Raw genomic sequence first — 26,394 nt, 5'->3', positions numbered from 1 at the left:
AAAAGTAATTACCTTCTACCTTTAATTTTTCCCGACTTCATAAAACCATCATAATGCCGCATTAAGAGATGTGATTCAATTTGCTGTAATGTATCTAATGCCACACCAACCATAATTAATAAACTTGTACCACCAAAGAATGATGCAAAATTTCCCGAAACACCCAATTTAGAAATAAATGCTGGTAAAATTGCAATAATTGCTAAAAATATTGATCCAGGTAAAGTAATCTTTGTTAAAATATTATCAATAAATTCCGAAGTTTGTTTTCCAGGTCTAATTCCCGGTACAAATCCACCTTGTTTTTTCATAGTTTCTGCAACTTCTTGGGGATTAAATGCAATTGCAGTATAAAAATATGTAAAGAACACAATTATAATTGCATAAAAGAATGAATATGTAAAAGATGTATAATTAAAATACTCAACAATACTTTGAATAAATTCATTATCCGGAAAGAATGATAAAATTGTACTAGGAATGAACATTATTGCCTGAGCAAAAATAATTGGCATAACACCAGCAGTATTTACTCTAAGAGGAATATACTGAGTAACACCACCATAAACTTTTCTTCCAACAACTCTTTTTGCGTACTGAACCGGAATTCTTCTTGTTCCTTGTGTAACTAAAACAATTCCAGCAATTATAAAAACCATAAAAACTATTATTGCTATTTCGACAATTATATTTCTAGTTCCCGAGCTAATCAATCTAATTTCATCTAAAATGGCAAAAGGTAGTCTATTTATAATATTTATGAAAATAATCAATGAGATACCATTTCCAATTCCTTTTTCAGTAATTTGTTCACCCATCCACATCATAAAAATAGTACCGGCTACTAAGATAATAACTGAAGAAACTACAAATCCAAAACCTCTAACTTCCTCTGGAACAACCGAAACTCCATTGAATGATAAATTCATTATAACGCCGGTAACAATTCCTAATGATTGGAATAAGGAAATTAATACAGTTCCGTATCTTGTGAGCTGAGTAATTTTTTTTCTACCTTCTTCTCCTTCCTTTTGTAATTTTTGGAAGTAAGGAATTACTGCCCCGCCTAATTGAATTATAATTGATGCTGAAATATAGGGCATAATACCCAACGCAAAAATTGCTGCATTGGAGAAAGCACCACCAGCAAACATATCATACAAACCCAATAGATTATCTGAAGTTTTGTTTGCCATTGCTTCAGCTAATAAATAAGAATCAATACCCGGCAGCGTAATGTGTGCGCCAACTCTAACAATAATTAACAATCCTAAAGTATAGAGAATTCTATCTCTAAGCTCATGAATTTTAAATATGTTTCTAAAAGTATCCTGAATTCTGCCCATTAATCTTTAATCTCGTTTAGTTTTCCACCAGCAGCTTCAATTTTTTCTTTTGCCGATTTGCTAAAATATTTAGCTTCAACATTTAATTTTGCTGTAATTTGACCATTTCCTAAAATTTTAAATGGTTCATTTAAATTTTTAATTAATCCATATTGATGTAGGATTTCTGCATTTACCGAGTCATTAATTTTTTTAGCATCAAATAATTTTTGTAAAACATCAACATTTATTGGTTGATAATAAATTTTAAATATATTCTTAAATCCTCTTTTAGGAACACGTCTTTGTAAAGGCATTTGACCGCCTTCAAACCATGCTCTAAATTTATGACCCGAACGAGATTTTTGTCCATTCATACCTTTAGTAGCTGTTCCGCCGTGTCCGCTTCCTTCACCGCGACCAATTCTTTTTCTTTTTTTAACTGAACCTTCAGCATATTTAAGATTACTTAAAATATCCATTATAAATCCTTAGTCTTCTATTTCTTCAAACTTTACTAAATGATGAACTTTATTTACCATTCCTCTAATCTGAGGTGTATCTTTATGAATTTTGGTATAATTTGGTCTACCTAATCCTAAAGCTTTAATTGTTAGTTTCTGATCTTTCGGACGATCGATAACACTTTTTGTCTGTGTAATTTTTAATTTCATTAATCTATTTCCTCATTAAACAGTAAATAACTGATTAATTTCCATATTTCTTTTTGCAGCCATTGTTCTTGCATCAATTAAATTTAACAATCCGTGTAGAGTTGCTTTTACCTGGTTGTGAGGATTGCTTGACCCTAATGATTTAGTTAACATATCTTGTGCGCCGGCCATTTCTAAAACTGCTCTTACTCCACCGCCAGCAATTAGTCCGGTACCCGGAGATGCCGGTTTTAGTAAAACTTTTCCAGCGCCATATTTTCCAATAATTGTGTGTGGAATTGTTCCTTTATGAAGTGAAACTCTATAAACATTTTTCTTTGCATCGTCAATTCCTTTTGAAATTGCATCTGTAACTTCGTTTGCTTTGCCAAGACCAATTCCAACATGACCATCGCCATCACCAACTACAACAATAGCATTAAAGCTAAATCTTCTACCGCCTTTTACAACTTTTGCGACACGATTTATGTGAACTACTTTTTCTTTTAATCCTTCTAATCCACTTACTTTTCTATGCTTCAATTTTATACTCCTTAATTACAATATTTTGTTGCCGGAAGAGGACTCGAACCTCTACAGACGGCGTCAAAGACCGTTGTCCTACCATTAGACGATCCGGCACTAATTAAAATTTCAATCCGCCTTCTCTTGCTCCTTCGGCAATAGCTTGAACTCTACCATGATATCTATAACCAGATCTATCAAATACAACTGAACTTATTCCTTTTTCAACAGCTTTTTTTGCCAATAATTTACCAACTAATTTACTTTTAGCAATTTTAGTTTTTGTATCTTTTATTTCAGCTTGAATATCCTTTGATAAGGATGAAGCAGCTACTAATGTTGTTTTATTCACATCATCAATTACTTGCGCATATATTTGATTCAAACTTCTAAAAACAGCAATTCTTGGTCTTTCTGAAGTTCCAGAAATTTTTTTACTAACTCTAATTTTATTTTTTAATCTTTTTTCTTTCATTTTTAAATTCCCAAACCCTATTTACCAGCTGTCTTGCCAGCTTTACGAATTATTGTTTCGTTAGAATATTTTATACCTTTACCTTTATATGGTTCTGGTTTCCTAATTGATCTAATTTTTGCTGCAATTTGTCCTACCAATTCTTTATCACAACCGGAGATTTTAATTTGAGTTGGAGTTACAACTTCCAATTTAATTCCATCCGGAGGCATAAAAAATATTGGATGCGAATAGCCAATTGTAAAAAGTATATTACTTTCTTTTTGTTCGGCTTTATAACCTACGCCAACAATATCCAAAGTTTTAGAAAAACCTTGAGAAACTCCTTCAACCATATTATTAATTAGAGCTCTTGTTAAACCGTGTAAAGCTCTATTTTCCCTTAAATCATTTGGTCTAGTTACGAGAACTTCAGAACCTTCAACATTAATTTTAATATTTGGATGAAAAGATTTTTCAAGCTCGCCTAATTTACCTTTAATTTTTACTGAATTTCCTTTTTGTGTAAATTCAATATTTGCAATATTTATTGGTTTTTTACCAATTCTTGACACTTTTATTCTCCGTAACTTAAATTACCAAATATGACAAATTACTTCGCCGCCAATAGATTCTTTCTTAGCTTGTTTATCAGAAAGTAATCCTTTTGAAGTAGAAATAATTGCTAAGCCTAATCCATTAAGAACTCTAGGAATACTATCATGATCACAATATGTTCTTAAACCTGGTGTACTAATTTTTTTCAATCCGGTTATTGAAGATTGTCCGTTACTATATTTCAAATGAATTCTTAATATATTTTGCTTATTATCTTCAACAACATTAAAATCTTTAATAAAATTTGCTTCTTTAAGGATTTCACTCATTCTGACTTTCATTTTAGAAGAAGGAATATCAACAAATTTCTTTTTAGCACTAATTGCGTTTCTAACTCTTGTCAAAAAATCTGAAATCGGATCTGTAACTGCCATTAAATTTATCTCCTCCTTTTACCAGCTAGCTTTTTTAATTCCGGGAATTTCACCTTTAAGAGCCATTTCCCTAAATACTAATCTTGAAATACCGAATTTTCTTGAATATGCTCTTGGTCTGCCAGTTATAACACATCTGTTTCTTAATCTAATTTTAGAAGAATTTCTTGGGAGTTTTTGTAATTCATCCCATTCTCCTTTTTCTTTTAATTCTTTACGTAATGCTGCATATTTTTCGACTAATTTTCTGCGTTTTTCTTCTCTGGCTAATAGACCTTTTCTTGCCATAAAATTTCCCTAATTATGCGTTATTAATTTCTTTTTTCTTAAATGGAAATCCAAATGATTTCAACAATTCAAATGATTCTTGATCATTTCCTGATTTGATAACAAAAGTAATATCCATACCCAAAACTCTGGTTACTTTGTCAATATTTATTTCAGGAAAAATTATTTGTTCTTTTAATCCGAGTGTATAATTCCCTCTTCCATCAAATGATTTATCCGAAACTCCTCTAAAATCTCTAATTCTTGGCATTGCAATGGTAATTAAACGATCCAAAAATTCATACATTCTATCTCTGCGCAAAGTAACTTTTGCACCGATTTTCATTCCTTCTCTTAACTTAAAATTAGAAATAGCTTTTTTAGCTGTTCTAATACTAGCTTTTTGTCCGGTAATAGTTTCCAAATCCTTAACTGCTTCATCCAATACTTTTGAATCTTGAACTGCGTCACCAAGACCCATATTAATAACAATTTTATCAAGTTTTGGAACTTGCATAATACTTTTATATGAAAATTGTTTCATAAGTGAAGGAACAATTTCATTTTTATATTTATCATGCAAACGAGGCGTAACTTTTACAGTTGCTTCTTGTTCTTTTGGTGCTTCTTTTTTTGTTGCTTTTTTAGTTTTTTCTGCCATTTTTTTCTCAATAGTCATTTTTGTTTATGACAACATTTCTCCACTGGATTTACTAACGCGAACTGATCTCTTCTTTCCAGTTTTATCATCAATTATAATTTTTTTGCCAATTCTAGATGGCTTGTTTGTTTTTGGATCCAATAACATTACGTTAGAAGAATGAATTGGAGCTTCCTTTTCAATTATTCCGCCTTGCGGGTTTTTCTGATTTGCTTTAGTATGTCTTTTTCTTAGATTCACACCTTCAACAATTACTCTGTCTTTCTTAGGAAAAACTTTCAGTATTTTACCACTTTTTCCCTTAAAGTTTCCCGAAATTACAATTACATTATCTTCTTTTTTAACTCTCATTAAAATCCTCTTTATAATACTTCAGGTGCTAATGAAATAATTTTCATAAATTTTTTATCCCTCAGTTCTCTTGCAACTGGTCCAAAAATTCTTGTTCCTCTTGGTTCATCTTGTGCATTTAACAAAACTGCAGCATTTTCATCAAATCTGATATAAGAACCGTCTTGGCGTTTTACTTCTTTTTTTGTTCTCACAATTACTGCTTTGGAAACTTCACCTTTTTTTACACCTGCATTTGGTAAAGCAGTTTTAACGGAAACGACTATTAAGTCACCAACGCTAGCATATCTTCTGTTACTTCCGCCTAAAACTCTAATACATCTAACTTTTTTTGCACCGGAGTTATCGGCTACCACTAAATTTGTTTCTTCTTGTACCATTTGAAATAAAATCCCCTATAAAACCTTATTTAGCTTTTTCTAAAATTTCGACTAAACGCCATTTCTTTAATTTACTTAATGGTCTCGTTTCCATTATTTTAACAGTATCACCAACTCCGCATTCATTTTTTTCATCGTGAGCCATAAATTTTGCAGTTTTCTTATAATATTTTCTATAAAGTGGATGTGCAACTTTTCTTTCCATTGCAACAATTATGCTTTTATCCATTTTTGTACTGACAACTGTTCCAACTCTTGTTTTTCTAAGGTTACGATTTTCCATTTATTAAAAATTACTCCCGAATTATTTTACTTTTTTGTTGAAATTTTTAGTTGTCTTTCTCTTAAAAGAGTTTTCATTTTAGCTATATCTTTTTTTACTGTTTTAAGTTTTGCAGTATTTGTTAAATTTTTTAATTCATGCTGAAATCTTAAATCAACTAAATTCAACTCTTCTTCTTTTATTCTTTTGATAATTTCTTCATCAGACATTTCAACAATTTCATACATTTTCATTTTTTTCTACCTTAATATTATTCGAAATCTGGTCTTGTAACTACTTTAGTTTTTATTGGCAACTTATGTGCAGCAACACTAAGAGCTTCAACGGCTAACTCTTTTGTTACACCACCAACTTCAAACATAATTCTGCCAGGTTCAACAGGAGCAACCCAAAATTCCGGAGCGGCTTTTCCTTTACCCATTCTAGTTTCAAGAGGTTTTTTAGATACTGGTTTTGTTGGGAAAATTTTTATCCAAACTTTACCATCTCTTTTCATTTTTCTTGTAATTGCAATTCTACAAGCTTCTATTTGTCGGCTCGTTATCCAAGCAGGTTCAAGAGCTTTTAGTCCCATATCACCAAAGGCAACACGTGCTCCTCTTGTAGCTTTCCCTTTCATTTTACCGCGTTGGGCTTTTCTAAATTTTACTCTTTTTGGCATTAACATAAATAAAAACTCCTCGTTATCTTAATCGGTTACTCTTTTGCCTAAAATTTCACCGCGACAAATCCAAACTTTTACCCCAATTGCACCATAAATTGTATGAGCTGTTGTAGTTGCATAATCAATATCAGCTCTAATTGTATGTAATGGAATTCTTCCTTCTTTATATTGTTCTGTACGAGCCATTTCTGCTCCACCTAATCTTCCGGAACACATTACTCTAATTCCTTCTGCACCCATTCTCATTGATGAAGTAATTGCTTGTTTCATTGCTCTTCTAAAAGAAACTCTACCTTTTAATTGAGTTGCAATATTTTCACCAACTAAAAACGCATCCAGTTCCGGTCTTTTAATTTCGTTTATTTGAACTTTTACTTCTTTATTTATAACTTTTTTAAGTTCTTGCTCTAATTGTGAAATTTCTTTTCCACTTTTACCAATTACAACACCGGGTCTTGATGTGTGAATTGTTAAAATTACATTTTTGGAAGTTCTATTTATAATAATACGTGAAACACCAGCTTTCGTTAATCTCTGTTTAATGTAGCTACGAATTTCTTTATCTTCTTTTAATTTTGAAGAATAACTTTTACTTTCATACCAATTCGATTCCCAACCACGAATTTTTCCTACCCTTAGACCTATTGGATTAGTTTTTTGACCCAATTAAACCTCCTGCAAATTTTTTTTTAACGCAACCACAATTGTAACATGATTTGATCTTTTAATCATTCTATAAGCTCTTCCCATTGGTGCAGGAAGTATTCTTTTTATAGAAGGTCCTTCATCAACAAATGCTTCCTTCACATACAGATCTGATGGTTCATGTTTAGATTGCTCATCTTTATTGAAAAGATTTGAAATAGCAGATCTTAAAACTTTTTCCGCATCTTTAGAAGGATGTTTAGGATTAAAGTGAAGAAGTTCAATTGCTTTATCAACAGATTTTCCTCTAATTAGATCAATCACTAATCTCATCTTTCTTGGTGATGTGCCTATGTATTTGTGCGTAGCTCTTGCTTCCATTAAAATTTCCTCAAACCTATTTTTTCATTTTTGAAGCTTTTTCAGCTTTAGTACCTGGATGACCTCTAAATATCCTTGTTGGTGAAAATTCACCTAATTTATGTCCAACCATATTTTCAGATATATAAACCGGAATCATTTTATTTCCATTATGTACTGCAATTGTATGCCCAACAAATTCTGGTGAAATTGTACTTGATCGTGACCAAGTTTTAATAATTTTTTTCTGTCCAGATTGATTCATTGTTTGAACTTTTGCAAGTAATTTCAAGTCAATAAAAGGACCCTTTTTAACCGATCTTGGCATAATTTACTCTAGCTTTTTCTTCTTTTTATGATATATTTATTTGAATTATTTACAACTTTTCTAGTTTTCAAGCCTTTAGCTTTTTGTCCCCAAGGAGAGACTGGATGACCACCACCAGATGTTTTACCTTCTCCACCACCCATTGGGTGATCAACTGGGTTCATAGCGACACCTCTAACTTTTGATCTTCTTCCTAACCATCTTGTTCTTCCGGCTTTTCCTAAGCTTAAATTTTCATGCGATGAATTTCCAACAGTTCCATAAGTTGCTTTACAATCAATACTTACTAATCTAACTTCACCAGAAGGCATTTTTAATTGAGCATATTTTCCTTCTCGGGCAGTTAACTGAATTTCAACACCGGCAGATCTGCCAATTTGTCCGCCTTTTCCAGGTTTTAATTCAACATTATGAATAACACTTCCTAATGGTAAATCTTTCAATTTTAATGCATTCCCAACTCTTATTTCACTTCCTTCACCAGATTGAACTGTATTGCCAACAGTTAATCCATTTGGAGCTAAAATATATCTTTTTTCTCCATCAGCATAATGTAATAAAGCAATTCTTGCAGATCTATTTGGATCATATTCTATAGAAAATACTTTTGCTGGAATTCCATCTTTATCTCGTTTAAAGTCAATAATTCTGTATTTTCTTTTATGTCCACCACCAATATGACGAGAAGTAACTCTTCCAAGATTATTTCTTCCGCCAGATTTACTTAACGATGAAGTTAATGATTTTTCTGGTTCAGATTTTGTAATTTCCGCAAAATTGGAAACTGACATAAATCTTGTTCCGGGTGTATTTGGTTTTAATTTTCTGATTGCCATTCTTAAATTACTCCAGTACTAAACTAAGCTTCACCAAACAAATCTATAGTTTGACCTTCTTTTAAAGTTACAATTGCTTTTTTAAAGGAAGCAGTTTTACCTTCAAATCTACCTTTTTTAGTAAACTGAGTCTTTCTCTTCCCTTTATATTTAATAGTATTTACATCAATAACATCAACGTTAAACTTTGTTTTAATTGCTTTAGCAATTTCAATTTTATTGGCATTAACATTAACAACAAACCCAAATTGTTTTTTCTCTTCTGATAAAGCATTCATCTTTTCTGTAATTAAAGGTCTAATTAATACGTTTCTCATTTTCTACCAATAATTTAATTTAGAATTTTTTCAATTTTTTCAATAGCACCTTTTTGAACAAGTAAAATTTGATTATTCAAAAGGTCATAGGTTGAAGCGTTAATTGCTTCCAATATATTTATTTTTTCAACATTTCTTCCTGATTTATAAACATTTACCAAATTTTCTGAAGTTAGAAGCAATGTTTTTTTACCATTAAGATTTAGTGACTTAAGTATTGAGACAAAATCTTTAGTTTTTGGTGAATCAAAATTAAAATCCTCAACTACGATAATTTGTTCAGCTTTTGCTTTATATGATAATGCTGATTTTCGTGCAAGTTTATTTACTTTTTTATTTATCGATAGTGAATAGTTTCTTGGTTTGGGTCCAAAAATTGTTCCGCCGCCAACCCATAAAGGTGATCTTGAAGAACCAGCTCTCGCTCCACCTCTGCCTTTTTGTTTCCAAGGTTTTTTGCCACCACCGCTAACTTCACTTCTTTCTTTAGCTTTATGCGTACCTTGTCTTTTATTTGCTAAGTGAGCTTTAACCGATAAATAAATTACATGATCATTTGGTTCAATTCCAAATATACTCTCATTAAGAGTGATTTGATCACCAGTTTTTGAACCATCTATTTTATAAACATCTAAATTCATCTGCATACCAAAATTACTTATTGATTTCAATTATGGAATTAATCGCACCAGGAACTGGTCCTTTAACTAATATTAAATTTTTATCCGGAATAATTTTAACAATTTTAACACTTTTCAATGTTTTTTTATCATTTCCAGTTCTACCAGCCATTCTCTGACCTTTGAAAACTCTTGACGGGAATGAGCTTGCTCCAATTGATCCGGGAGCTCTTAAACGATCGCTCTGACCATGAGTTGTTCCACCTACTCCGCCAAAACCGTGTCTTCTCATTACACCTTGAAAGCCTTTCCCTTTAGTAGTTCCGGTAACAGTAACTTTATCACCTTCATTAAAAAGACTGGTATTTAAATCTTCACCAACATTGAGTTCATCAAAATTTGAGTAATTCTTAAACTCACGCAGTATATTTGCTGGTTCGGAATTCATTTTTGCAAAAAATACTTTTTGCGAATTATTAAGATTTTTGTTTTTACGTTGTCCAAATCCCAATTGAAGTGCTTTATAACCATCTTTCTCAATTGTTTTTTTTGCAAAAATTTTGCAAGGACCAACTTCAAGAATGGTTACTGGTAAAAAGTTACCATCTTGACTAAAAACATTTGTCATTCCTATTTTTTTTCCTAACAACCCTGGCATTTTAAATTCCTATTATAACTTAATCTCTATATCAACACCCGCCGGAATATCCAATTTACTAAGAGAATCGACGGTTTTGTTATTTGAATTATGAATATCAATTATTCTTTTATGAGATCTAATTTCAAATTGATCTCTGGATTTTTTATCAACATGCGGCGACCTTAAAACTGTGTAAAGTGTTCTATCTGTTGGTAAAGGAATAGGACCAGAAACAACCGCTCCTGTACTTTTTACAGTTTTAATAATTTTATCTGTAGATTTATCAATCAAAATATGATCATATGATTTTAATCTAATTCTAATTTTTTGTCCTGCCACTTTTTCTCCAGCATTTAATTTGGCTTAAGCAATTACTTAAGCCAAATATAATTTTTGTTATTGATAAATTTTTGTTACGAGTCCTGCTCCAACTGTTCTACCACCTTCACGAATAGCGAATCTTAAACCTTCATCCATTGCAATTTCTGTGATCAATTCAACTTTCATATTAACTTTATCGCCAGGCATAACCATTTCCGTACCTTCTGGTAAAGTAGCAACACCTGTTACGTCTGTTGTTCTAAAATAGAATTGTGGGCGATATCCGTTAAAGAATGGTGTATGTCTTCCACCTTCTTCTTTAGATAAGATATAAACTTCGCCTTCAAAAATTTTGTGAGGGGTTATTGATCCAGTTTTTGCTAAAACCATTCCTCTTTGAATTTCATTTTTATCAACGCCTCTCATAAGAATTCCAGCATTATCCCCAGCCATAGCTGCATCCAATTCTTTTCTAAACATTTCAATACCGGTTACAACTGTTTTCTTATGAACACCTAAACCAATTAATTCAACTTCTTCCCCTAATTTTACTTGTCCTCTTTCAACTCTACCAGTAGCAACAGTTCCACGACCTGTAATTGAGAAAACGTCTTCAACTGGCATAATAAATGGCTTATCAACACTTCTTTCAGGTATTGGAACATATGTATCCACTGCATCCATTAGCTCCCAAATACAATTCATTCTTTCATCACTAGCTGGAATTGAATCATCACTTGAAGCTTCAAGTGCTCTTAAAGCAGATCCTTTTACAATCGGAATTTCATCACCAGGGAATTCATATTGAGTTAATAATTCTCTAAGTTCCATTTCTACTAAGTCAATCAATTCAGGATCATCAACCATGTCAACTTTATTCATAAAAACAACAATTTTAGGAACACCTACTTGACGTGCTAATAGAATATGCTCTCTAGTTTGAGGCATTGGTCCATCAGTGGCAGCTACAACAAGGATAGCGCCATCCATCTGAGCAGCACCAGTAATCATGTTTTTAACATAATCTGCGTGACCTGGACAATCAACATGAGCATAATGTCTATTTGCAGTAGAATATTCTACGTGCGCAGTTGCAATTGTAATACCTCTTTCTCTTTCTTCAGGTGCATTATCAATACTATCAAAAGTTCTCTTTTCAGAAAGACCTTTTTTAGAAAGTGACATTGTGATAGCAGCTGTTAAAGTAGTTTTACCATGATCAACATGTCCGATAGTACCAATATTAACGTGAGGCTTACTCCTATCAAATTTTTCTTTTGCCATTGATTCTCTCCTTGTTGTTTTCTCTTTTCTAAATTTATATAACTATATTATTTTTTATTAGACTGTGTTTTTTCAATTATTTCTTGTGCAACTGACTTTGGAACTTCAGAGTATCTTAAAAACTGCATTGAATAAATAGCTCTTCCTTGAGTCATAGATCTTATTGTAGTTGCATAACCAAACATTTCCGCTAAAGGTGCAACTGCTTTTATTACTTGAGCATCTTTTCTTGAAGTAAATCCTTCAATTTTTCCTCTTCTAGAATTTAAATCTCCCATAACATCACCAAGATATTCTTCTGGAGTAGTTACCTCTACACTCATTAATGGCTCAAGAATAACTGGACTTGCTTTCCTTGCACCTTCTTTAAAGCCCATTGAACCAGCTACTTTGAAAGAGATTTCATCAGAATCAACATCATGATATGAACCGTCAAAAATCTTTACTTTTACGTCCACCACTTGATATCCGGCTAAAACACCGTTTTTCATTGCTTCTTGAACACCATTAGAAACTGGAGTGATATATTCCTTTGGAACAACACCACCAACAATTGCATTTTCAAATTCATAACCTTTACCAGGTTCATTGGGTGATATTTCCAACCAAACATGTCCGTACTTTCCTCTTCCACCGCTCTGCTTAACAAATTTACCTTCAGCTTGAACAGTTTGAGTAATAGTTTCTCTGTAAGCTACTTGAGGTTTTCCAACATTTGCATCAACTTTAAATTCTCTTTTCATTCTATCAACGAGAATTTCCAAATGTAATTCACCCATACCACTTATTAGAGTCTGATTGGTTTCATCATCAACCATAACTTTAAAAGTAGGATCTTCATCAGATAATTTTTGTAAAGCTTCAGATAACTTATCTTGATCAGCCTTTGTTTTCGGTTCAATTGCAATTTGAATAACAGGTTGCGGAAACGCCATTTTTTCAAGAATTATTGGATCATCTTCAGTACATAATGTATCACCAGTTCTTGTATTTTTTAATCCAACAAAAGCTACAATATCACCAGCTCTAATTTCTTCCACATCTGCACGATGATTGGCATGCATTTCTAAGATCCTGCCAACTCTTTCTTTTTTATCAGATACTGAATTATAAACATATGATCCAGCTTTTAAATTTCCGGTATAAATTCTAACAAACGTTAATTTACCAACATAAGGATCAGTCATAATTTTAAATGCTAACCCAGTGAAATATTCTTTTTCATCTACTTTACGAATTACTTTATCATCTTTATGAATGTGATGCGCTTGTATTTCAGGTGTATCAATTGGTGATGGCAAAACGTCAACAACTGTATCAAGTAATTTCTGAACACCTTTATTCTTAAACGATGAACCACATAAAACTGGGATGATTTTTAATTCAATTGTAGCTTTTCTAAGTACTTTTTTAATTTCAGCTTCGGTAATTTCTTTTCCTTCCAAGTATTTTTCAAGTAGTGAATCATCAACATCCGAAACTGCTTCAAGCATTAAAGTTCTATATTTATTTGTAATTCCCATTAAATCTGTAGGAATATCAATATCTTCAAAAGTTGCACCTAAAGTATCATCATTATACATTCTTGCTTTCATTGTCATTAAGTCAATAACTCCAGCAAACATATCTCCTTCGCCAATTGGCAATGCAATTGGCACTGCATTAGCACCTAATCTTTCTTTCATCATATCAACTGCATGATAAAAATCAGCACCGACTCTATCCATTTTATTCACAAATGCAATTCTTGGCACTTTATATTTATCAGCTTGTCGCCATACTGTTTCAGACTGTGGTTCAACACCACCCACTGCGCAAAATAAAGCAATTGCGCCATCTAAAACTCTTAGGGATCTTTCAACTTCTACAGTAAAATCAACGTGACCTGGTGTATCAATAATATTAATTTGATGACCTTTCCATTCGGCAGTTGTTGCAGCACTGGTAATTGTGATTCCACGTTCTTTCTCTTGTTCCATCCAATCCATTGTAGCAGCACCATCATGAACTTCACCTAATTTATGAACTCTACCTGTATAGTATAAAATTCTTTCAGTGGTCGTAGTCTTACCGGCATCAATATGAGCCATTATACCGATGTTTCTTACTTTTGCAATATCTACTCTTTTAACAGCCATTTATATTCTATATTTCCTTTACCATTTGAAATGAGCAAACGCTTTGTTTGCTTCAGCCATTCTGTGAACATCTTCTTTTTTCTTAACAGCAGATCCTTCACCATTTGATGCAGCTAATAATTCAGCTGCCAATTTTGCTGTCATTGTTTTATCTTTTCTATCCCTTGAATAATTTTTCAACCATCTAAACGCAAGTGCTACCCGTCTTTCTGGTCTTACTTCCATAGGAACTTGATATGTCGCACCACCAACTCGTCTACTTCTAACTTCAATAAATGGTTGAACATTTCCTACTGCTTTTTTGAATACATCAAGTGCAGGTTTTTTAGATTTCTCTTCTAAAATTTCAAAACTTCCGTAAACAACTTTTCTCGCAACGGTTTTTTTACCATCCCACATAATATAATTTATAAACTTTGCTACAAGCAGATCATTATATTTAGGATCTGGTTTAATGTATCTTTTTTCTGCGCGTCTTTTTCTCATAATTTTCTATTTTGATTTTGGTTTTTTAGTGCCGTATTTTGATCTACCTTTTTTTCTTTCATCAACACCACTTGTATCTAAAGCGCCTCTTATAATATGGTATCTTACTCCAGGTAAATCTTTAATTCTTCCGCCTCTTATAAGAACAATTGAGTGTTCTTGTAAATTGTGCCCTTCTCCTGGGATATATGCTGTTACTTCATTACCATTTGTTAAACGAACTCTTGCAACTTTTCTCAATGCAGAATTTGGTTTTTTTGGTGTTGTTGTATAAACTCTTGTACAAACTCCACGCTTTTGAGGACAAGCACTTAATGCTGGCGCTTTGTTTTTTGCAAGAATTTGTGTTCTACCTTTTCTAACCAACTGACTTATTGTTGGCACTTATTTCCTCCGTTTACTTTAGCACTTATAAAAAATTCAGACTCAAAATATAAAAATATCCCTTGGTATTAGCAAGGGACATTGAATAATTTTTATACATTTTTATTAAATATTTACATTTCTATTTGTTCAGATACTTCTGTTTTTTCAACTTCAATATTTTCTACTTCCGTAGTCAAAATAATGTTGTCATATTTTTTCAAACCAGTTCCAGCTGGAATAATATGACCCATTATAACATTTTCTTTTAATCCACCTAAAGTATCAACTTTTGCAGATATAGCTGCATTTGTTAGAACTTTTGTTGTTTCTTGGAATGATGCTGCTGATAAGAAACTTTCTGTTGAAAGAGCTGCTTGAGTAATTCCTAAAAGAATATTACCAAAAGTAGCTGGATCTGATTCTCTAATTTCAATTTTTTCTTTATCTTTCCTTGTAAGTTCAGTATTTATTTCTCTAAGTTTGCTTCTGGTAATCAAATCTCCAGCCATTAAATTAGCTCCACCAGGATTTTCAACAACTACCATAGATTTTACTTTTTCATTTTCTTCAATAAATTTGATTCTATTTACCAAATCTTCTTCAATAAATGAAGTATCACCTGATGAAATAACTTGTAATTTTTGAAGCATTTGTCTAACAATGACTTCAATATGTTTATCGTTTATTTTTACTCCTTGAAGTCTGTAAACATCTTGAATTTCATTTACAAGATATTCTTGAACAGCATTTGTACCTTTAATTTTCAAAATATCATGCGGATCAATTGGACCGTCGGTAATTTTTTCACCTGCTGGAATTTCATCACCTTCTTGAACTAAAATATGTTTTCCGTAAGACACATTATATACTTTTTGGATTGATCCATCGAATGATTCAACTATAATTTCACGTGAGCCTTTTTTTCTATTTCCGAACTTAACAATTCCTTCAATTTCTGAAACAACAGCTGGATCATGCGGACTGCGAGCTTCAAACAATTCAGTTACTCTCGGTAAACCACCCGTAATATCTCTAGATTTAGAAGTTGATTTAGAAATTTTCGCAAGAATAGTTCCAGCATCAACCTTTTCACCTTCATCAATTGCTAAATATGCATTTGTAGGAAGGTTAAATATTTTTTCACTTCCATCATCACCTAATATTTTTATACTTGGAGTCAAATTTTTATCTTTTGATTCAATAACTACTTTTTGAACGTGTCCTGTTTGCTCATCGGCAACTTGCTGAATAGTTACATTATCAACAAAATCCACAAAGGTAACTCTTCCTGCTAAATCTGTAAGAATTACAGCATTATAAGGATCATGATTATACAATGGAAATTTTTTCTTTACCAATTGTCCTTCATTTACCAAAAGTTCAGAACCATAAGGAATATCATATTTTTTAATTTGACGATTATCATCGTCATAAATTCCGATAGAACCTCTTCTTCCGGTAACAACTTTTACAGTTCCTCTAAAATCTTGTTTCTCTACATATGTAATTCTATCAAATTGAACTTTTCCTTCTACACTAGATTCTACTTGAGATTGACTTGCAATACGCGAAGAAGTTCCACCAAGGTGGAAGGTTCTAAGTGTTAATTGTGTACCAGGTTCACCAATTGATTGAGCAGCTACAATTCCAACCGCTTCACCAATATCTGCAATATTTCCTGTAGTTAAATTTCTTCCGTAACATTTTGCACAAACACCGCGTTTAGATTCGCAAGTTAAAACAGTTCTAATATATACAGAATCAATATTTGCTTCATCTATTCTTTCTGCAATTTCTTCGGAAATCAATTCACCTGCTTCAATAATTAATTCATCAGTTTTAGGATCGTAAACATCTTCTTGAGTTGTTCTTCCAATAATTCTTTCTGCAAGTGGTTCTCTTTCTAATTCAACATCTTTAAGTGCTGAAATATAAACACCTCTAATTGTTCCACAATCAACTTCAGAAATAATTACGTCTTGAGCAACATCGCAAAGCCTTCTCGTTAAATAACCAGCATCTGCAGTTTTAAGAGCAGTATCTGCAAGACCTTTTCTCGCACCGTGAGTTGAAATAAAATACTCGAGAACTGATAGTCCTTCCTTAAAGTTTGCTACAATCGGATTTTCAATAATTTCACCGGATTGACCAGTTAAACTTTTTTGAGGTTTCATCATCAATCCTCTCATTCCAGCCAACTGACGAACTTGTTCTTGAGAACCTCTCGCACCGGAATCAACCATCATATGAAGTGAATTAAAACCGTGCTGATCAACTTTGATTTTTTCCATTAATGATTTAGAAACATCATTTGTTGTATGCGTCCAAACGTCAATAATTTTGTTGTAGCGTTCAGCATCAGTTATTAAACCTTGTTCATGTTCGTCTAATATTGATGAAACTTTTTTGTTAGAATCATTTATCAAAGTTTTCTTTTCTTCCGGAACAATCATATCGCTGAAGCTAATTGAAATGCCGGCTTTTGTAGCATACTTAAATCCAGTATCTTTTAAATTATCTAAAAACTTAGAAGTTACTTCATTGCCTAATTTTATGAACATTTTATAAATAAAACCGCTGAACACTTTTTTGATCAAAAGTTCGTTGAAAAATTGCATCTCTTTAGGAACTATTTGATTGAATAAAACTCTACCAGTTGTGGTATCAATATATTTTCCTTCAAACTTATATTTAATTTTTGCATGCAAATCTAATTCACCAGCATTATAAGCAATAACAACTTCTTTTTCAGTACTATACATTGAGCCTTCACCTTTTGCTCCGGCTCTAACTTTTGTCAAATAATAACATCCCAAAACAATATCTTGAGTTGGAACAACAATTGGACTACCATTTTGCGGTGATAAAATATTATGACTTGAAAGCATTAATACCGATGCCTCTAATTGAGCTTCAAAAGACAATGGAACGTGGACAGCCATTTGGTCGCCGTCAAAATCCGCATTGAACGCAGTACAAACCATTGGATGAAGCTGAATTGCTTTACCATCAATTAATTTTGGTTGAAATGCTTGAATTCCTAGCCTGTGCAAAGTAGGAGCACGGTTTAACAATACCGGATGACCAACAATTAATTTCTCTAAAATATCCCAAACAATTGCTTCTTTTCTATCAACTGCTTTTCTTGCACTTTTTACAGTTTTATAGTAACCGCGATCTAATAATTTTCTAATAATAAAAGGTTTGAAAAGCTCAACAGCCATATCTTTGGGAAGTCCACATTCATGAAGTTTTAATTCCGGACCAACAACAATTACTGATCTTCCAGAATAATCAACTCTTTTTCCTAATAAGTTTTGTCTAAACCTTCCTTGTTTACCTTTAAGCATATCACTTAAAGATTTTAGAGGACGATTTCCATCACTTCTAACTGCGCTTGAACGTCTTGAATTATCAAATAATGCATCAACAGATTCTTGTAGCATTCTTTTTTCGTTTCGTAAAATAACTTCAGGAGCTTTTATATCAATTAACCTTTTTAAACGATTATTTCTAATAATTACTCTTCTATATAAATCATTTAAATCACTTGTTGCAAAGCGTCCTCCTTCCAAAGGAACTAAAGGTCTTAATTCTGGTGGAATTACTGGAACAACACTTAGTACCATCCATTCTGGTCTGTTTGGAACTTTTCCTTCATACTCTCTGAATGCTTCCAAAACTCTAAGTCTTTTAAGAATATCTGCACTTTTTTGTTGTGAAGTTTCGGTTTTCAATTCAGCTTTTAATTCTCTAAAAGTTTTTTCAACATCAACACCTTTAAGAAGATGTCTTACTCCATCACCACCAATTTTAGCAACGAATTTTTTAGGATTATCATCATCTAAAGCATCATTATCATGTGGAAGTGAATTTAGGATTTCAAAATATTGATCTTCGGAAATTAAATCTTTATGATTTAATCCGGTTACACCGGGATTTATAACAGCGTAAGATTCATAATAAATTATTTTTTCCAAATCTTTTGTTTTCATTCCAATAATATTTCCAATTTTGGAAGGCAAAGATTTGAAAAACCAAATATGAACAACTGGAACAGCAAGGCTTATATGTCCCATTCTTTCACGTCTTACACTTTTTAGAATAACTTCAACACCGCAACGATCACAAACAATTCCTTTGTATCTAATACCTTTATATTTTCCGCAAGCACATTCCCAGTCTTTTACAGGTCCGAATATTTTTTCACAAAATAAACCATCTTTTTCTGGTCTAAATGATCTATAATTTATTGTTTCCGGTTTGGTAACTTCACCATGTGATCGTGAAAGAATATCATCCGGACTTGCTAAACTTACAGTTAATTGATCAATATGCTTTACTTTAGCTTCTTGATTTCTAAATCTCATTAAACTTTCTCCTTAAAACACAAAATAATTTAGTTTTAATTAGTTCACTTTAATATCAAGGCCTAAACCTTGAAGCTCTTTAATTAACACGTTAAATGATTCGGGCACATTTGGTTTGCCCAAATTTTCGCCTTTTACAATCGCTTCATAAGTTTTGGCTCTACCGGTAACATCATCACTTTTTACAGTTAAAATTTCTTGCAAGATATGAGCTGCTCCGTAACCTTCGAGTGCCCAAACTTCCATTTCACCAAATCTTTGACCACCAAACTGAGCCTTTCCACCTAATGGTTGTTGAGTAATTAAAGAATATGGTCCAATTGATCTAGCATGAAGTTTATCTTCAACCATATGACCTAATTTAAGCATATATATGTAACCGCAAGTAACTTTTTGATCAAATTTCTCACCGGTCCTTCCATCAAAAAGAGTTGCTTTACTTCCAGCTGGAAGTCCAGCTTTTTCCAAAAATTCATCTACATTTGTATAGCTTGCTCCATCAAATATTGGAGTTTCAAATTTTACTCCTAATTTTTTACCAACCCAACCTAATGCAGTTTCATAAAGTTGACCAAGGTTCATACGAGATGGTACACCTAATGGATTTAGAACTATATCAACAGGAGTTCCATCTTCGTGATATGGCATATCTTCAACAGGAACAATTTTAGCAACAACACCTTTATTTCCATGTCGACCAGCCATTTTATCGCCAACAGAAAGTTTTCTTTTTTTAGCTACATAAACTTTTGCTAATTGAACAATTCCGGGAGGTAATTCATCGCCACTTTGAATATTTGTCTTTTCTCTTTTAAATTCTTCATTTATATCAGAAAGCACATTAAAATAATTTACAAATACTTTTTTAACTAATTTATTATCGGTCGCATCTTTATACCAATCCTGAGTATAATCTAATTTAGCAACATCCGCAATTCCTGGGAACGTAGCATCTTTAATTACAGTTCCACTTCTTAAAACAACAGTACTATCCAAATCTCTAATACCAATTGTTGTTTTTCCTTCACCAATTTTGGTAAGTTTTGCAACCAATTTTTTATAATGGTTTTCTGTTGCTTCTTGATTTTTCTTTTCAAGATGCTCAATTTCTTTTTTCTCAATTTTTTTAGCTTCTGCATCTTTTTTCTTTCTGCTAAAAAGACGAGTTTTTATTACAATGCCTTTTAATCCAGGAGGTGCTTTTAGAGAAGCATCTTTCACGTCGCCAGCTTTATCTCCAAATATTGCTTTTAACAATTTTTCTTCGGGAGTTGGATCGGATTCACCTTTAGGTGTAATTTTTCCAATCAAAATTTCTCCTTCTTGAACAATTGCACCTTCGCGAATTATTCCGTTTTCGTCAAGATTTCTTGTAGCTTCTTCACTAACGTTTGGAATATCTCTTGTTAATTCTTCTTCACCTCTTTTTGTTTCTCTAACTTGAAGTTCAAATTCTTCAATATGGATTGAAGTAAAGGCATCATCCGCCACCATTTTTTCACTAATTACGATAGCATCTTCAAAATTATATCCATTCCAAGGCATAAAAGCTACGGAAACATTTCTTCCGAGAGCAAGTTCACCGCCATCTATTGCAGGACCATCAGCAAGTACATCACCTTTTTTAACTTTTTGTCCAATTTTAACAACCGGAATTTGATTAAAACAAGTTTCTTGGTTGGTTCCTGTAAACTTTGTTAATTTATATTCAATTCTTCTTTCATCATCAAAATTTGTAATTGCTTCTTCGCTATCCGAATCAATATCATACTTTACTATAATTGTCTTTGCATCAACATATTCTATATATCCAGAATCTTCGGCTACAACAACTGAGCGTGAATCGTGAGCAACAATTTGCTCCATTCCAGTACCAACAATTGGAGCTTGAGGTTTTAAAAGAGGGACAGCTTGTCTCTGCATGTTTGAACCCATTAATGCGCGGTTAGCATCATCATGCTCCAAGAATGGAATTAAAGCAGCTCCGGCACTAACTATTTGAGATGGTGCAACATCCATAAAATGTACTTGATCTGGAACAACAACTGGGAATTCCCCTTTATATCTACATTTTACTCTTGGATTTATGAATTCACCTTTATCAGTAATTGGAGCATTTGCCTGAGCAATTGTAAAAGCATCTTCTTCATCTGCATTTAGATAATGTACCTCTTTTGAAACTTTTCCATCTTTAACTTTTCTATACGGAGTTTCTAAAAATCCATAGCTATTTACTCTTGAATAAATCGTTAAAGATGATATAAGACCAATGTTCGGTCCTTCTGGAGTTTCAATTGGACACAATCTTCCGTAATGAGAATGGTGAACGTCACGAACTTCAAACCCAGCTCTTTCTCTCGTTAACCCACCAGGACCTAATGCAGAAACTCTTCTCTTGTGCGTTAATTCAGATAATGGATTTGTTTGATCCATAAATTGTGAAAGTTGGTTCGTTCCAAAAAATGCATTTATGACACTGCTCATTGTGCGTGCATTTACCAAATCTTGAGGCTGCATATTTTCGGTATCACGCATATTCATACGTTCTTTAATTGTACGAGCCATTCTTGCTAAACCAACATTATATTGCTGCATTAATTGCTCGCCAACAGTTCTTACGCGTCTATTTCCCAAATGATCTATATCATCAACATTTACGTTTCCAATTTTTAACTTAATTATGCTTGCCATAATTGCAACAATATCTTGCGGAGTTAGGACTGTAATATTCAGTGGAATGTTTAATCCTAATTTATCATTCATTCTAAATCTTCCAACTTCACCAAGATCATATCTTTTTTCGTTGAAAAATAATTTATCAATTAAAGATTCTGCGGTTTCAATATCTGGAGCTTCACCGGATCTTAATTGTCTGTATATGGCAAAAAGTGCTTCTTCTTTTGTTTTTGCAGAATCTTTTCGCAAAGTATTGAGAACTAAATTTTGCTCTTGATTAGAATCGGAATTAATTAATTTAATTGTTTTAAGTCCGGATTCTTTTAGATTATCAATAATTTCTTCAGTTAATTCTTCATCTTTCGCAACAAAAATTTCACCGGTTGCTGTATCAATTAAATCTTCAGCGGATAATCTGCCAACAAATGTTTCATCTAACGAATTTATTTTTTCTTCAACAACTAAATTAAATAGCTTTAGAATGTCTTCATCAGTTGTATAATTTATTGCTCTAAGCAAAGTTGTTGCTGGAAATTTTTTCCTTCTATCGATATAAACATACATGACATGGTTTATATCAGTTGCAAATTCAACCCAAGAACCTCTAAATGGAATAATTCTAGCTGAATAAATTGGTGTTCCATTTGGGTGTAAAGATTGTGAAAAAGCTACTCCGGGAGATCTATGTAACTGACTTACTATTACTCTCTCAGCACCATTTATTATAAATGTTCCACTATCAGTTAAAAATGGAAGATTGCCTAAATAAACATCTTGTTCTACTGAATTTACATATTCTTCGGTTTCATCATCTTTGGTTGATAATCTCAATTTTGCTTTTAGAGGGGCAGCATAAGTTAGTCCTCTTTCTTCACATTCACGAATGGAATATCTTGGTTTTTCGATATTATAACTGATAAAATCCAGTCTATAAAATTCTTTATTATCAAAAATTGGAAAATTTGCAATAAATGTTGCTTGTAAGCCCTTATTCTCCCTTTTTTCCGGAGGTACACCTAACTGTAAGAATTCTTCAAAAGAATCTAATTGAACATTTAATAAATCCGGAATATCAACCGTAGGCATAATGGAGGCAAATGTGATACGATTATTTTTCTTGTTAATTTTATGTTTCTCCAAGCCGATACCTCTCAAAAGAATTAAACTAAAAATTTGTTTTTAAATGCACGAAAGTGGTAACGCGTTTTTCCACATTACCACTTCGAATATTTTGTAAAAAATTGTTAAGATAAACTATTTAAGTTCAACTGATGCACCAGATTCTTCAAGTTCTTTCTTAATTTTTTCAGCTTCATCTTTTGAAACACCTTCTTTTACTACACTAGGGACACCATCAACTAAATCTTTAGCTTCTTTTAGACCTAATCCAGTATGAGCTCTAACAACTTTAATAACATTAATTTTCTTATCCCCAAATGAAGTAAGAACAACATTAAATTCAGTTTTTTCTTCAACAACTGGAGCAGCTTCACCAGCCGGAGCAGCACCTGCCATCATCATCGGAGCAGCAGCGGTTACACCAAATTCAGTTTCTAATGCTTTTTTTAATTCAGAAGCTTCAACCAATGTTAATGCTTTAATTTTTTCAACAATTTCAGTTATTTTCTCTGACATTTTTTATCTCCTATCGATTACTTAATTTCATTTAATATTATGCAGCTTTCTGTTTGCTGATTTCATCAACAACGCTTACTAAATCTCTTAAAACTGCGTTAATTGCTCCAACAATACCAGAAGCAGGAGCAGCAATACTACCAATAATTGAAGCCATCATTTCTTCTTTTGTTGGCATTGATGCTAAACTATCTAACTCATCAGCACCATAAAATTGCGATTCAAGATAACTTCCTCTAAATGTAAATTTGTTTTTATCCTTACTAAATTTTTTAATAATTTTAGCTGGAGCAACAAAATTATCACTAGTGAAAGCCACACCAATCATACCTACTAAAAGCGGTTCAAATTTTTCATATCCGCCAATTTCTTTAAGAACTCTTTTAAGAAAAGTGTTTTTAAATACTTTATAGGTAACATTTTCTTTCCTAAATTCTCTTCTTAGAAAACTGATATCTTCAACATTAACTCCGGAATAATCAACAAGGTACATTCCTGAAGATTTTTCCACAAGTTTACGTATTTCTGACATGCTTTCTAGTTTTTCATTCTTATTCATCTTTTACCCGATTCAATAATTCAAAAATAAACAACGAAGCTATTGTTTATATTTATTTTGAGTGCGTAATTCTTATTTAAAATTTGCTAAAACATCATCTTTAGCAATTTGCAAACCTGGTCCCATTGTACTGCTTAAAAATAAGCTTTTAACATAAGTTCCTTTTGCTGCTGATGGTTTTAGTTTAATAATTGTTTTTAGAAATTCTTTTACATTATCAACTAATTGATTTTCTGTAAATGATAATTTACCCAATGAAGCATGAACAATACCGGTTTTATCGACTCTAAAATCTATTTTACCAGCTTTGACTTCTTTTACTGCTTTAGCTACATCCGGAGTTACAGTTCCTGTTTTGGGATTTGGCATTAAACCGCGAGGTCCTAAAATTCTTCCTAATTTTCCTAATTCAGCCATAGAATCCGGTGATGCAATAATAACATCAATATCTGTCCAGCCTTCTTTAATTTTTTCTAAATATTCTTCAAAACCAGCGTATTCAGCACCAGCTTCCAAAGCTTCTTTTGCTTTTGGTTCTTTAGTAATAACTAGTACTCGAACTTGTTTACCAGTTCCATGTGGAAGGGAAACTGTTCCGCGTACCATTTGATCTGCATGTTTAGGATCAACTCCTAATCTTATTGCGCAATCTAAAGATTCAGTAAATTTTACTTTACTTACTTCTTTAAGAGTTTTAATTGCATCTTCTAACGAATATTCTTTAGCTGTTTTAACGGTTTCTTTTATATTTTTAACTCTTTTAGATACTTTCATTTTATCCAACTTTTTTTATTTAACGGTTATTCCCATGCTTCTTGCTGTACCAGCAATCATACTTTTCGCATGCTCAACATCATTTGCATTAAGATCAGCCATTTTGGTTTCTGCAATTTCTTGAATTTGAGCTTCAGTAACTGCTGCAACTTTTGTTTTATTTGGCTCTGCCGATCCTCTCTCTACTTTAGCTGCTTTTTTCAACAACACTGCAGCGGGTGGGGTTTTTGTTACAAATGTAAAACTCTTATCGGCAAATACTGTTATTACAACAGGAATAATCAACCCAGCTTTATCGGCAGTTCTTGCATTAAACTGCTTACAAAATTCCATGATATTAACACCTTTTTGACCTAATGCTGGACCTACAGGTGGAGAAGGATTTGCAGCACCGGCAGGAATTTGTAACTTAATATAACTATCAATTTTTTTAGCCATTTTTTGAACCTAAATTTATTTTTCTAATTCTGCTTGAACAAAATCAATTTCTACAGGTGTTTTTCTGCCAAAAATTGATACAAGTACTTTTATTTTTAATCTATCTTCATTTACTTCTTCAATTACACCGGAAAAATTATTAAATGGACCATCTATTATTTTCACATAATCACCAGATCTGAAAATTGTATCAGTTCTTTCAGTTTCTTCATCTTTTGTAATTCTTCCAACAATTCTCTTAACTTCATCAGGCTGAAGCGGATTTGGTTTTTTTTGACCACCAAGAAAGCCCATTACAGAAGGAGTATTAGAAATAAAATCTAAAACTCTATTATCAAGTTCAGCTTTTACTAAAATGTAACCAGGGAAAAAATTCTTTGTTTTTGTTCGTTTTTTTCCATCTTTTACTTCAAAAACTTTTTCAACCGGGACCAACACTTCTTCAATTCTTGCTCTAAGTTCAGTATTATCAGCTAATTCAAGATCAATAATTGATTTTACTTTGTTTTCGTGTCCGGAAAAAGTTCTAACAACATACCATTTAAGATTTGAGTTTTCCAAAACTAAAATATTCCTTGAAATAACTGAGTTACACCCATATCAACAGCATATGTAAAAACAGCAATTATTAAACAAACAACAATTACAATAGTAGTTGACTCTTTTAACTCTTCTTGAGTTGGCCAAGTAACTTTTTTCATTTCTTTTACAACACCGTTAAAAAACTCTATTATTTTTTCTTTCATAACACCAAAAGTTTTAGTTGCACGTCAGGAGGGACTCGAACCCCCAACCTGCGGTTTTGGAGACCGCTGCTCTACCAATTGAGCCACTGACGTATTTATTTAGTTTCCTTAAAAATTACGTGTTTTCTTACAATTGGATCATATTTTTTGAATTCAACACGTGCTGGGTGATTTCTTTTATTTTTTGTTGTAGTATAACGATACCCAGTTTTTGCTGTACTTTCTAAAATAATATTTTGTCTAGCATTTTTAGCTTTTGCCATTTTTTCCTCAATAACTACTTACAAAATTTTTAGCTTG

The 26,394-nt window shown here is 32.4% G+C and carries 35 protein-coding genes and 2 tRNA genes; all 37 read right to left on the bottom strand.

From position 1 onward, the window contains the following. Window positions 1–8: 8 nt before the first annotated feature. Window positions 9–1,346 carry a preprotein translocase subunit SecY gene (gene secY / locus IPM32_10170; GenBank protein ID MBK8945617.1) on the bottom strand — a complete coding sequence of 446 codons (1,338 nt, stop codon included), beginning with the start codon at window positions 1,344–1,346 and terminating at the stop codon, window positions 9–11. Then, window positions 1,346–1,807, bottom strand: coding sequence for a 50S ribosomal protein L15 (gene rplO / locus IPM32_10165; protein MBK8945616.1), 462 nt, complete (start codon window positions 1,805–1,807; stop codon window positions 1,346–1,348). The genes secY and rplO overlap by 1 nt, the downstream gene beginning before the upstream one ends. Before the next feature lie 9 nt (window positions 1,808–1,816). After that, on the bottom strand, window positions 1,817–1,999 hold the full coding sequence (rpmD, locus tag IPM32_10160; GenBank protein ID MBK8945615.1) for a 50S ribosomal protein L30: 183 nt from the start codon (window positions 1,997–1,999) through the stop codon (window positions 1,817–1,819). 15 nt (window positions 2,000–2,014) lie between these two features. After that, complete coding sequence (gene rpsE / locus IPM32_10155) at window positions 2,015–2,527, bottom strand: 30S ribosomal protein S5 (protein ID MBK8945614.1); 513 nt, start codon at window positions 2,525–2,527, stop codon at window positions 2,015–2,017. A 22-nt stretch (window positions 2,528–2,549) separates the two neighbouring features. Then, window positions 2,550–2,620, bottom strand: a tRNA-Gln gene (locus tag IPM32_10150). A 4-nt stretch (window positions 2,621–2,624) separates the two neighbouring features. Further along, the gene (locus IPM32_10145) at window positions 2,625–2,978 is read right to left on the bottom strand and encodes a 50S ribosomal protein L18 (protein MBK8945613.1); all 354 of its coding nucleotides are present in this window, start codon (window positions 2,976–2,978) and stop codon (window positions 2,625–2,627) included. Window positions 2,979–2,995: 17 nt separating this feature from the next. Then, window positions 2,996–3,532, bottom strand: a complete 537-nt coding sequence (rplF, locus tag IPM32_10140) for a 50S ribosomal protein L6 (GenBank protein MBK8945612.1) — start codon at window positions 3,530–3,532, stop codon at window positions 2,996–2,998. Between the two features lie 21 nt (window positions 3,533–3,553). Further along, window positions 3,554–3,949: a 30S ribosomal protein S8 gene (gene rpsH / locus IPM32_10135; GenBank protein MBK8945611.1), complete on the bottom strand. Its 396-nt coding sequence runs from the start codon at window positions 3,947–3,949 to the stop codon at window positions 3,554–3,556. Between the two features lie 18 nt (window positions 3,950–3,967). Beyond that, on the bottom strand, window positions 3,968–4,237 hold the full coding sequence (gene rpsN / locus IPM32_10130) for a 30S ribosomal protein S14 (protein ID MBK8945610.1): 270 nt from the start codon (window positions 4,235–4,237) through the stop codon (window positions 3,968–3,970). Between the two features lie 13 nt (window positions 4,238–4,250). Then, a complete protein-coding gene (gene rplE / locus IPM32_10125) occupies window positions 4,251–4,877 on the bottom strand; it encodes a 50S ribosomal protein L5 (protein ID MBK8945609.1) in 627 nt (208 codons plus the stop codon). A gap of 24 nt (window positions 4,878–4,901) precedes the next feature. Further along, a complete protein-coding gene (gene rplX / locus IPM32_10120) occupies window positions 4,902–5,228 on the bottom strand; it encodes a 50S ribosomal protein L24 (GenBank protein ID MBK8945608.1) in 327 nt (108 codons plus the stop codon). A gap of 11 nt (window positions 5,229–5,239) precedes the next feature. Further along, complete coding sequence (gene rplN / locus IPM32_10115) at window positions 5,240–5,608, bottom strand: 50S ribosomal protein L14 (protein ID MBK8945607.1); 369 nt, start codon at window positions 5,606–5,608, stop codon at window positions 5,240–5,242. Window positions 5,609–5,633: 25 nt separating this feature from the next. After that, entirely contained in the window at window positions 5,634–5,891 is a 258-nt protein-coding gene (rpsQ, locus tag IPM32_10110; GenBank protein MBK8945606.1) for a 30S ribosomal protein S17, read from the bottom strand. A 26-nt stretch (window positions 5,892–5,917) separates the two neighbouring features. Continuing rightward, a complete protein-coding gene (gene rpmC / locus IPM32_10105; protein ID MBK8945605.1) occupies window positions 5,918–6,124 on the bottom strand; it encodes a 50S ribosomal protein L29 in 207 nt (68 codons plus the stop codon). 17 nt (window positions 6,125–6,141) lie between these two features. Next, a complete protein-coding gene (gene rplP / locus IPM32_10100) occupies window positions 6,142–6,558 on the bottom strand; it encodes a 50S ribosomal protein L16 (protein ID MBK8945604.1) in 417 nt (138 codons plus the stop codon). 21 nt (window positions 6,559–6,579) lie between these two features. Next, the gene (gene rpsC, locus IPM32_10095) at window positions 6,580–7,221 is read right to left on the bottom strand and encodes a 30S ribosomal protein S3 (GenBank protein ID MBK8945603.1); all 642 of its coding nucleotides are present in this window, start codon (window positions 7,219–7,221) and stop codon (window positions 6,580–6,582) included. Then, window positions 7,222–7,581, bottom strand: a complete 360-nt coding sequence (rplV, locus tag IPM32_10090) for a 50S ribosomal protein L22 (protein MBK8945602.1) — start codon at window positions 7,579–7,581, stop codon at window positions 7,222–7,224. Between the two features lie 16 nt (window positions 7,582–7,597). Further along, complete coding sequence (gene rpsS / locus IPM32_10085) at window positions 7,598–7,888, bottom strand: 30S ribosomal protein S19 (GenBank protein ID MBK8945601.1); 291 nt, start codon at window positions 7,886–7,888, stop codon at window positions 7,598–7,600. An 8-nt stretch (window positions 7,889–7,896) separates the two neighbouring features. Beyond that, the gene (gene rplB / locus IPM32_10080) at window positions 7,897–8,724 is read right to left on the bottom strand and encodes a 50S ribosomal protein L2 (GenBank protein ID MBK8945600.1); all 828 of its coding nucleotides are present in this window, start codon (window positions 8,722–8,724) and stop codon (window positions 7,897–7,899) included. 23 nt (window positions 8,725–8,747) lie between these two features. After that, window positions 8,748–9,041 carry a 50S ribosomal protein L23 gene (gene rplW / locus IPM32_10075; protein MBK8945599.1) on the bottom strand — a complete coding sequence of 98 codons (294 nt, stop codon included), beginning with the start codon at window positions 9,039–9,041 and terminating at the stop codon, window positions 8,748–8,750. Window positions 9,042–9,055: 14 nt separating this feature from the next. Further along, the gene (gene rplD / locus IPM32_10070; GenBank protein MBK8945598.1) at window positions 9,056–9,682 is read right to left on the bottom strand and encodes a 50S ribosomal protein L4; all 627 of its coding nucleotides are present in this window, start codon (window positions 9,680–9,682) and stop codon (window positions 9,056–9,058) included. A gap of 13 nt (window positions 9,683–9,695) precedes the next feature. Next, window positions 9,696–10,319: a 50S ribosomal protein L3 gene (gene rplC / locus IPM32_10065; GenBank protein MBK8945597.1), complete on the bottom strand. Its 624-nt coding sequence runs from the start codon at window positions 10,317–10,319 to the stop codon at window positions 9,696–9,698. A 12-nt stretch (window positions 10,320–10,331) separates the two neighbouring features. After that, window positions 10,332–10,640, bottom strand: coding sequence for a 30S ribosomal protein S10 (gene rpsJ / locus IPM32_10060; protein MBK8945596.1), 309 nt, complete (start codon window positions 10,638–10,640; stop codon window positions 10,332–10,334). A gap of 57 nt (window positions 10,641–10,697) precedes the next feature. Continuing rightward, on the bottom strand, window positions 10,698–11,906 hold the full coding sequence (gene tuf, locus IPM32_10055; GenBank protein ID MBK8945595.1) for an elongation factor Tu: 1,209 nt from the start codon (window positions 11,904–11,906) through the stop codon (window positions 10,698–10,700). A gap of 47 nt (window positions 11,907–11,953) precedes the next feature. Further along, window positions 11,954–14,044 (bottom strand): elongation factor G, encoded by a 2,091-nt coding sequence (gene fusA, locus IPM32_10050; GenBank protein ID MBK8945594.1) that lies wholly within the window; start codon window positions 14,042–14,044, stop codon window positions 11,954–11,956. Between the two features lie 18 nt (window positions 14,045–14,062). Beyond that, the gene (gene rpsG / locus IPM32_10045) at window positions 14,063–14,530 is read right to left on the bottom strand and encodes a 30S ribosomal protein S7 (GenBank protein MBK8945593.1); all 468 of its coding nucleotides are present in this window, start codon (window positions 14,528–14,530) and stop codon (window positions 14,063–14,065) included. A gap of 6 nt (window positions 14,531–14,536) precedes the next feature. Then, complete coding sequence (locus tag IPM32_10040) at window positions 14,537–14,914, bottom strand: 30S ribosomal protein S12 (protein ID MBK8945592.1); 378 nt, start codon at window positions 14,912–14,914, stop codon at window positions 14,537–14,539. 113 nt (window positions 14,915–15,027) lie between these two features. Next, entirely contained in the window at window positions 15,028–19,266 is a 4,239-nt protein-coding gene (gene rpoC, locus IPM32_10035) for a DNA-directed RNA polymerase subunit beta' (GenBank protein MBK8945591.1), read from the bottom strand. A 39-nt stretch (window positions 19,267–19,305) separates the two neighbouring features. After that, the gene (gene rpoB, locus IPM32_10030) at window positions 19,306–23,082 is read right to left on the bottom strand and encodes a DNA-directed RNA polymerase subunit beta (GenBank protein MBK8945590.1); all 3,777 of its coding nucleotides are present in this window, start codon (window positions 23,080–23,082) and stop codon (window positions 19,306–19,308) included. Between the two features lie 114 nt (window positions 23,083–23,196). Continuing rightward, window positions 23,197–23,577 carry a 50S ribosomal protein L7/L12 gene (rplL, locus tag IPM32_10025; protein ID MBK8945589.1) on the bottom strand — a complete coding sequence of 127 codons (381 nt, stop codon included), beginning with the start codon at window positions 23,575–23,577 and terminating at the stop codon, window positions 23,197–23,199. Between the two features lie 37 nt (window positions 23,578–23,614). Continuing rightward, the gene (locus IPM32_10020; protein ID MBK8945588.1) at window positions 23,615–24,136 is read right to left on the bottom strand and encodes a 50S ribosomal protein L10; all 522 of its coding nucleotides are present in this window, start codon (window positions 24,134–24,136) and stop codon (window positions 23,615–23,617) included. 72 nt (window positions 24,137–24,208) lie between these two features. Further along, window positions 24,209–24,910 carry a 50S ribosomal protein L1 gene (locus IPM32_10015; protein ID MBK8945587.1) on the bottom strand — a complete coding sequence of 234 codons (702 nt, stop codon included), beginning with the start codon at window positions 24,908–24,910 and terminating at the stop codon, window positions 24,209–24,211. A 15-nt stretch (window positions 24,911–24,925) separates the two neighbouring features. Next, window positions 24,926–25,348, bottom strand: coding sequence for a 50S ribosomal protein L11 (rplK, locus tag IPM32_10010; GenBank protein ID MBK8945586.1), 423 nt, complete (start codon window positions 25,346–25,348; stop codon window positions 24,926–24,928). Window positions 25,349–25,363: 15 nt separating this feature from the next. Next, window positions 25,364–25,909, bottom strand: a complete 546-nt coding sequence (nusG, locus tag IPM32_10005; protein ID MBK8945585.1) for a transcription termination/antitermination factor NusG — start codon at window positions 25,907–25,909, stop codon at window positions 25,364–25,366. A 2-nt stretch (window positions 25,910–25,911) separates the two neighbouring features. After that, a complete protein-coding gene (gene secE / locus IPM32_10000) occupies window positions 25,912–26,094 on the bottom strand; it encodes a preprotein translocase subunit SecE (protein ID MBK8945584.1) in 183 nt (60 codons plus the stop codon). Window positions 26,095–26,114: 20 nt separating this feature from the next. Further along, window positions 26,115–26,187 (bottom strand) — tRNA-Trp (locus tag IPM32_09995). 2 nt (window positions 26,188–26,189) lie between these two features. After that, window positions 26,190–26,357 carry a 50S ribosomal protein L33 gene (rpmG, locus tag IPM32_09990; GenBank protein ID MBK8945583.1) on the bottom strand — a complete coding sequence of 56 codons (168 nt, stop codon included), beginning with the start codon at window positions 26,355–26,357 and terminating at the stop codon, window positions 26,190–26,192. Window positions 26,358–26,394 lie beyond the last annotated feature (37 nt).

This window comes from Ignavibacteriota bacterium, from assembly GCA_016716225.1.
Classification (GTDB): Bacteria; Bacteroidota; Ignavibacteria; order Ignavibacteriales; family Melioribacteraceae.
This window is presented reverse-complemented; position numbering and strand designations above follow the sequence as displayed.

What these genes read in the sequence shown, in the direction of transcription:
- secY (MBK8945617.1), bottom strand. Translation starts at nt 1,346, where the DNA reads ATGGGCAGAATTCAGGATACTTTTAGAAACATATTTAAAATTCATGAG.
- rpmD (MBK8945615.1), bottom strand. Translation starts at nt 1,999, where the DNA reads ATGAAATTAAAAATTACACAGACAAAAAGTGTTATCGATCGTCCGAAA.
- rplL (MBK8945589.1), bottom strand. Translation starts at nt 23,577, where the DNA reads ATGTCAGAGAAAATAACTGAAATTGTTGAAAAAATTAAAGCATTAACA.
- rpsS (MBK8945601.1), bottom strand. Translation starts at nt 7,888, where the DNA reads ATGCCAAGATCGGTTAAAAAGGGTCCTTTTATTGACTTGAAATTACTT.
- secE (MBK8945584.1), bottom strand. Translation starts at nt 26,094, where the DNA reads ATGAAAGAAAAAATAATAGAGTTTTTTAACGGTGTTGTAAAAGAAATG.
- rplC (MBK8945597.1), bottom strand. Translation starts at nt 10,319, where the DNA reads ATGCCAGGGTTGTTAGGAAAAAAAATAGGAATGACAAATGTTTTTAGT.
- rplD (MBK8945598.1), bottom strand. Translation starts at nt 9,682, where the DNA reads ATGAATTTAGATGTTTATAAAATAGATGGTTCAAAAACTGGTGATCAA.
- rpoC (MBK8945591.1), bottom strand. Translation starts at nt 19,266, where the DNA reads ATGAGATTTAGAAATCAAGAAGCTAAAGTAAAGCATATTGATCAATTA.
- rplE (MBK8945609.1), bottom strand. Translation starts at nt 4,877, where the DNA reads ATGGCAGAAAAAACTAAAAAAGCAACAAAAAAAGAAGCACCAAAAGAA.
- rplW (MBK8945599.1), bottom strand. Translation starts at nt 9,041, where the DNA reads ATGAGAAACGTATTAATTAGACCTTTAATTACAGAAAAGATGAATGCT.
- rpsN (MBK8945610.1), bottom strand. Translation starts at nt 4,237, where the DNA reads ATGGCAAGAAAAGGTCTATTAGCCAGAGAAGAAAAACGCAGAAAATTA.
- rplV (MBK8945602.1), bottom strand. Translation starts at nt 7,581, where the DNA reads ATGGAAGCAAGAGCTACGCACAAATACATAGGCACATCACCAAGAAAG.
- rplN (MBK8945607.1), bottom strand. Translation starts at nt 5,608, where the DNA reads ATGGTACAAGAAGAAACAAATTTAGTGGTAGCCGATAACTCCGGTGCA.
- rplP (MBK8945604.1), bottom strand. Translation starts at nt 6,558, where the DNA reads ATGTTAATGCCAAAAAGAGTAAAATTTAGAAAAGCCCAACGCGGTAAA.
- IPM32_10015 (MBK8945587.1), bottom strand. Translation starts at nt 24,910, where the DNA reads ATGAAAGTATCTAAAAGAGTTAAAAATATAAAAGAAACCGTTAAAACA.
- fusA (MBK8945594.1), bottom strand. Translation starts at nt 14,044, where the DNA reads ATGGCTGTTAAAAGAGTAGATATTGCAAAAGTAAGAAACATCGGTATA.
- IPM32_10020 (MBK8945588.1), bottom strand. Translation starts at nt 24,136, where the DNA reads ATGAATAAGAATGAAAAACTAGAAAGCATGTCAGAAATACGTAAACTT.
- rplO (MBK8945616.1), bottom strand. Translation starts at nt 1,807, where the DNA reads ATGGATATTTTAAGTAATCTTAAATATGCTGAAGGTTCAGTTAAAAAA.
- rpsH (MBK8945611.1), bottom strand. Translation starts at nt 3,949, where the DNA reads ATGGCAGTTACAGATCCGATTTCAGATTTTTTGACAAGAGTTAGAAAC.
- IPM32_10145 (MBK8945613.1), bottom strand. Translation starts at nt 2,978, where the DNA reads ATGAAAGAAAAAAGATTAAAAAATAAAATTAGAGTTAGTAAAAAAATT.
- rplX (MBK8945608.1), bottom strand. Translation starts at nt 5,228, where the DNA reads ATGAGAGTTAAAAAAGAAGATAATGTAATTGTAATTTCGGGAAACTTT.
- tuf (MBK8945595.1), bottom strand. Translation starts at nt 11,906, where the DNA reads ATGGCAAAAGAAAAATTTGATAGGAGTAAGCCTCACGTTAATATTGGT.
- rpmC (MBK8945605.1), bottom strand. Translation starts at nt 6,124, where the DNA reads ATGAAAATGTATGAAATTGTTGAAATGTCTGATGAAGAAATTATCAAA.
- rplB (MBK8945600.1), bottom strand. Translation starts at nt 8,724, where the DNA reads ATGGCAATCAGAAAATTAAAACCAAATACACCCGGAACAAGATTTATG.
- rpsQ (MBK8945606.1), bottom strand. Translation starts at nt 5,891, where the DNA reads ATGGAAAATCGTAACCTTAGAAAAACAAGAGTTGGAACAGTTGTCAGT.
- rpsG (MBK8945593.1), bottom strand. Translation starts at nt 14,530, where the DNA reads ATGAGAAAAAGACGCGCAGAAAAAAGATACATTAAACCAGATCCTAAA.
- rpmG (MBK8945583.1), bottom strand. Translation starts at nt 26,357, where the DNA reads ATGGCAAAAGCTAAAAATGCTAGACAAAATATTATTTTAGAAAGTACA.
- rplK (MBK8945586.1), bottom strand. Translation starts at nt 25,348, where the DNA reads ATGGCTAAAAAAATTGATAGTTATATTAAGTTACAAATTCCTGCCGGT.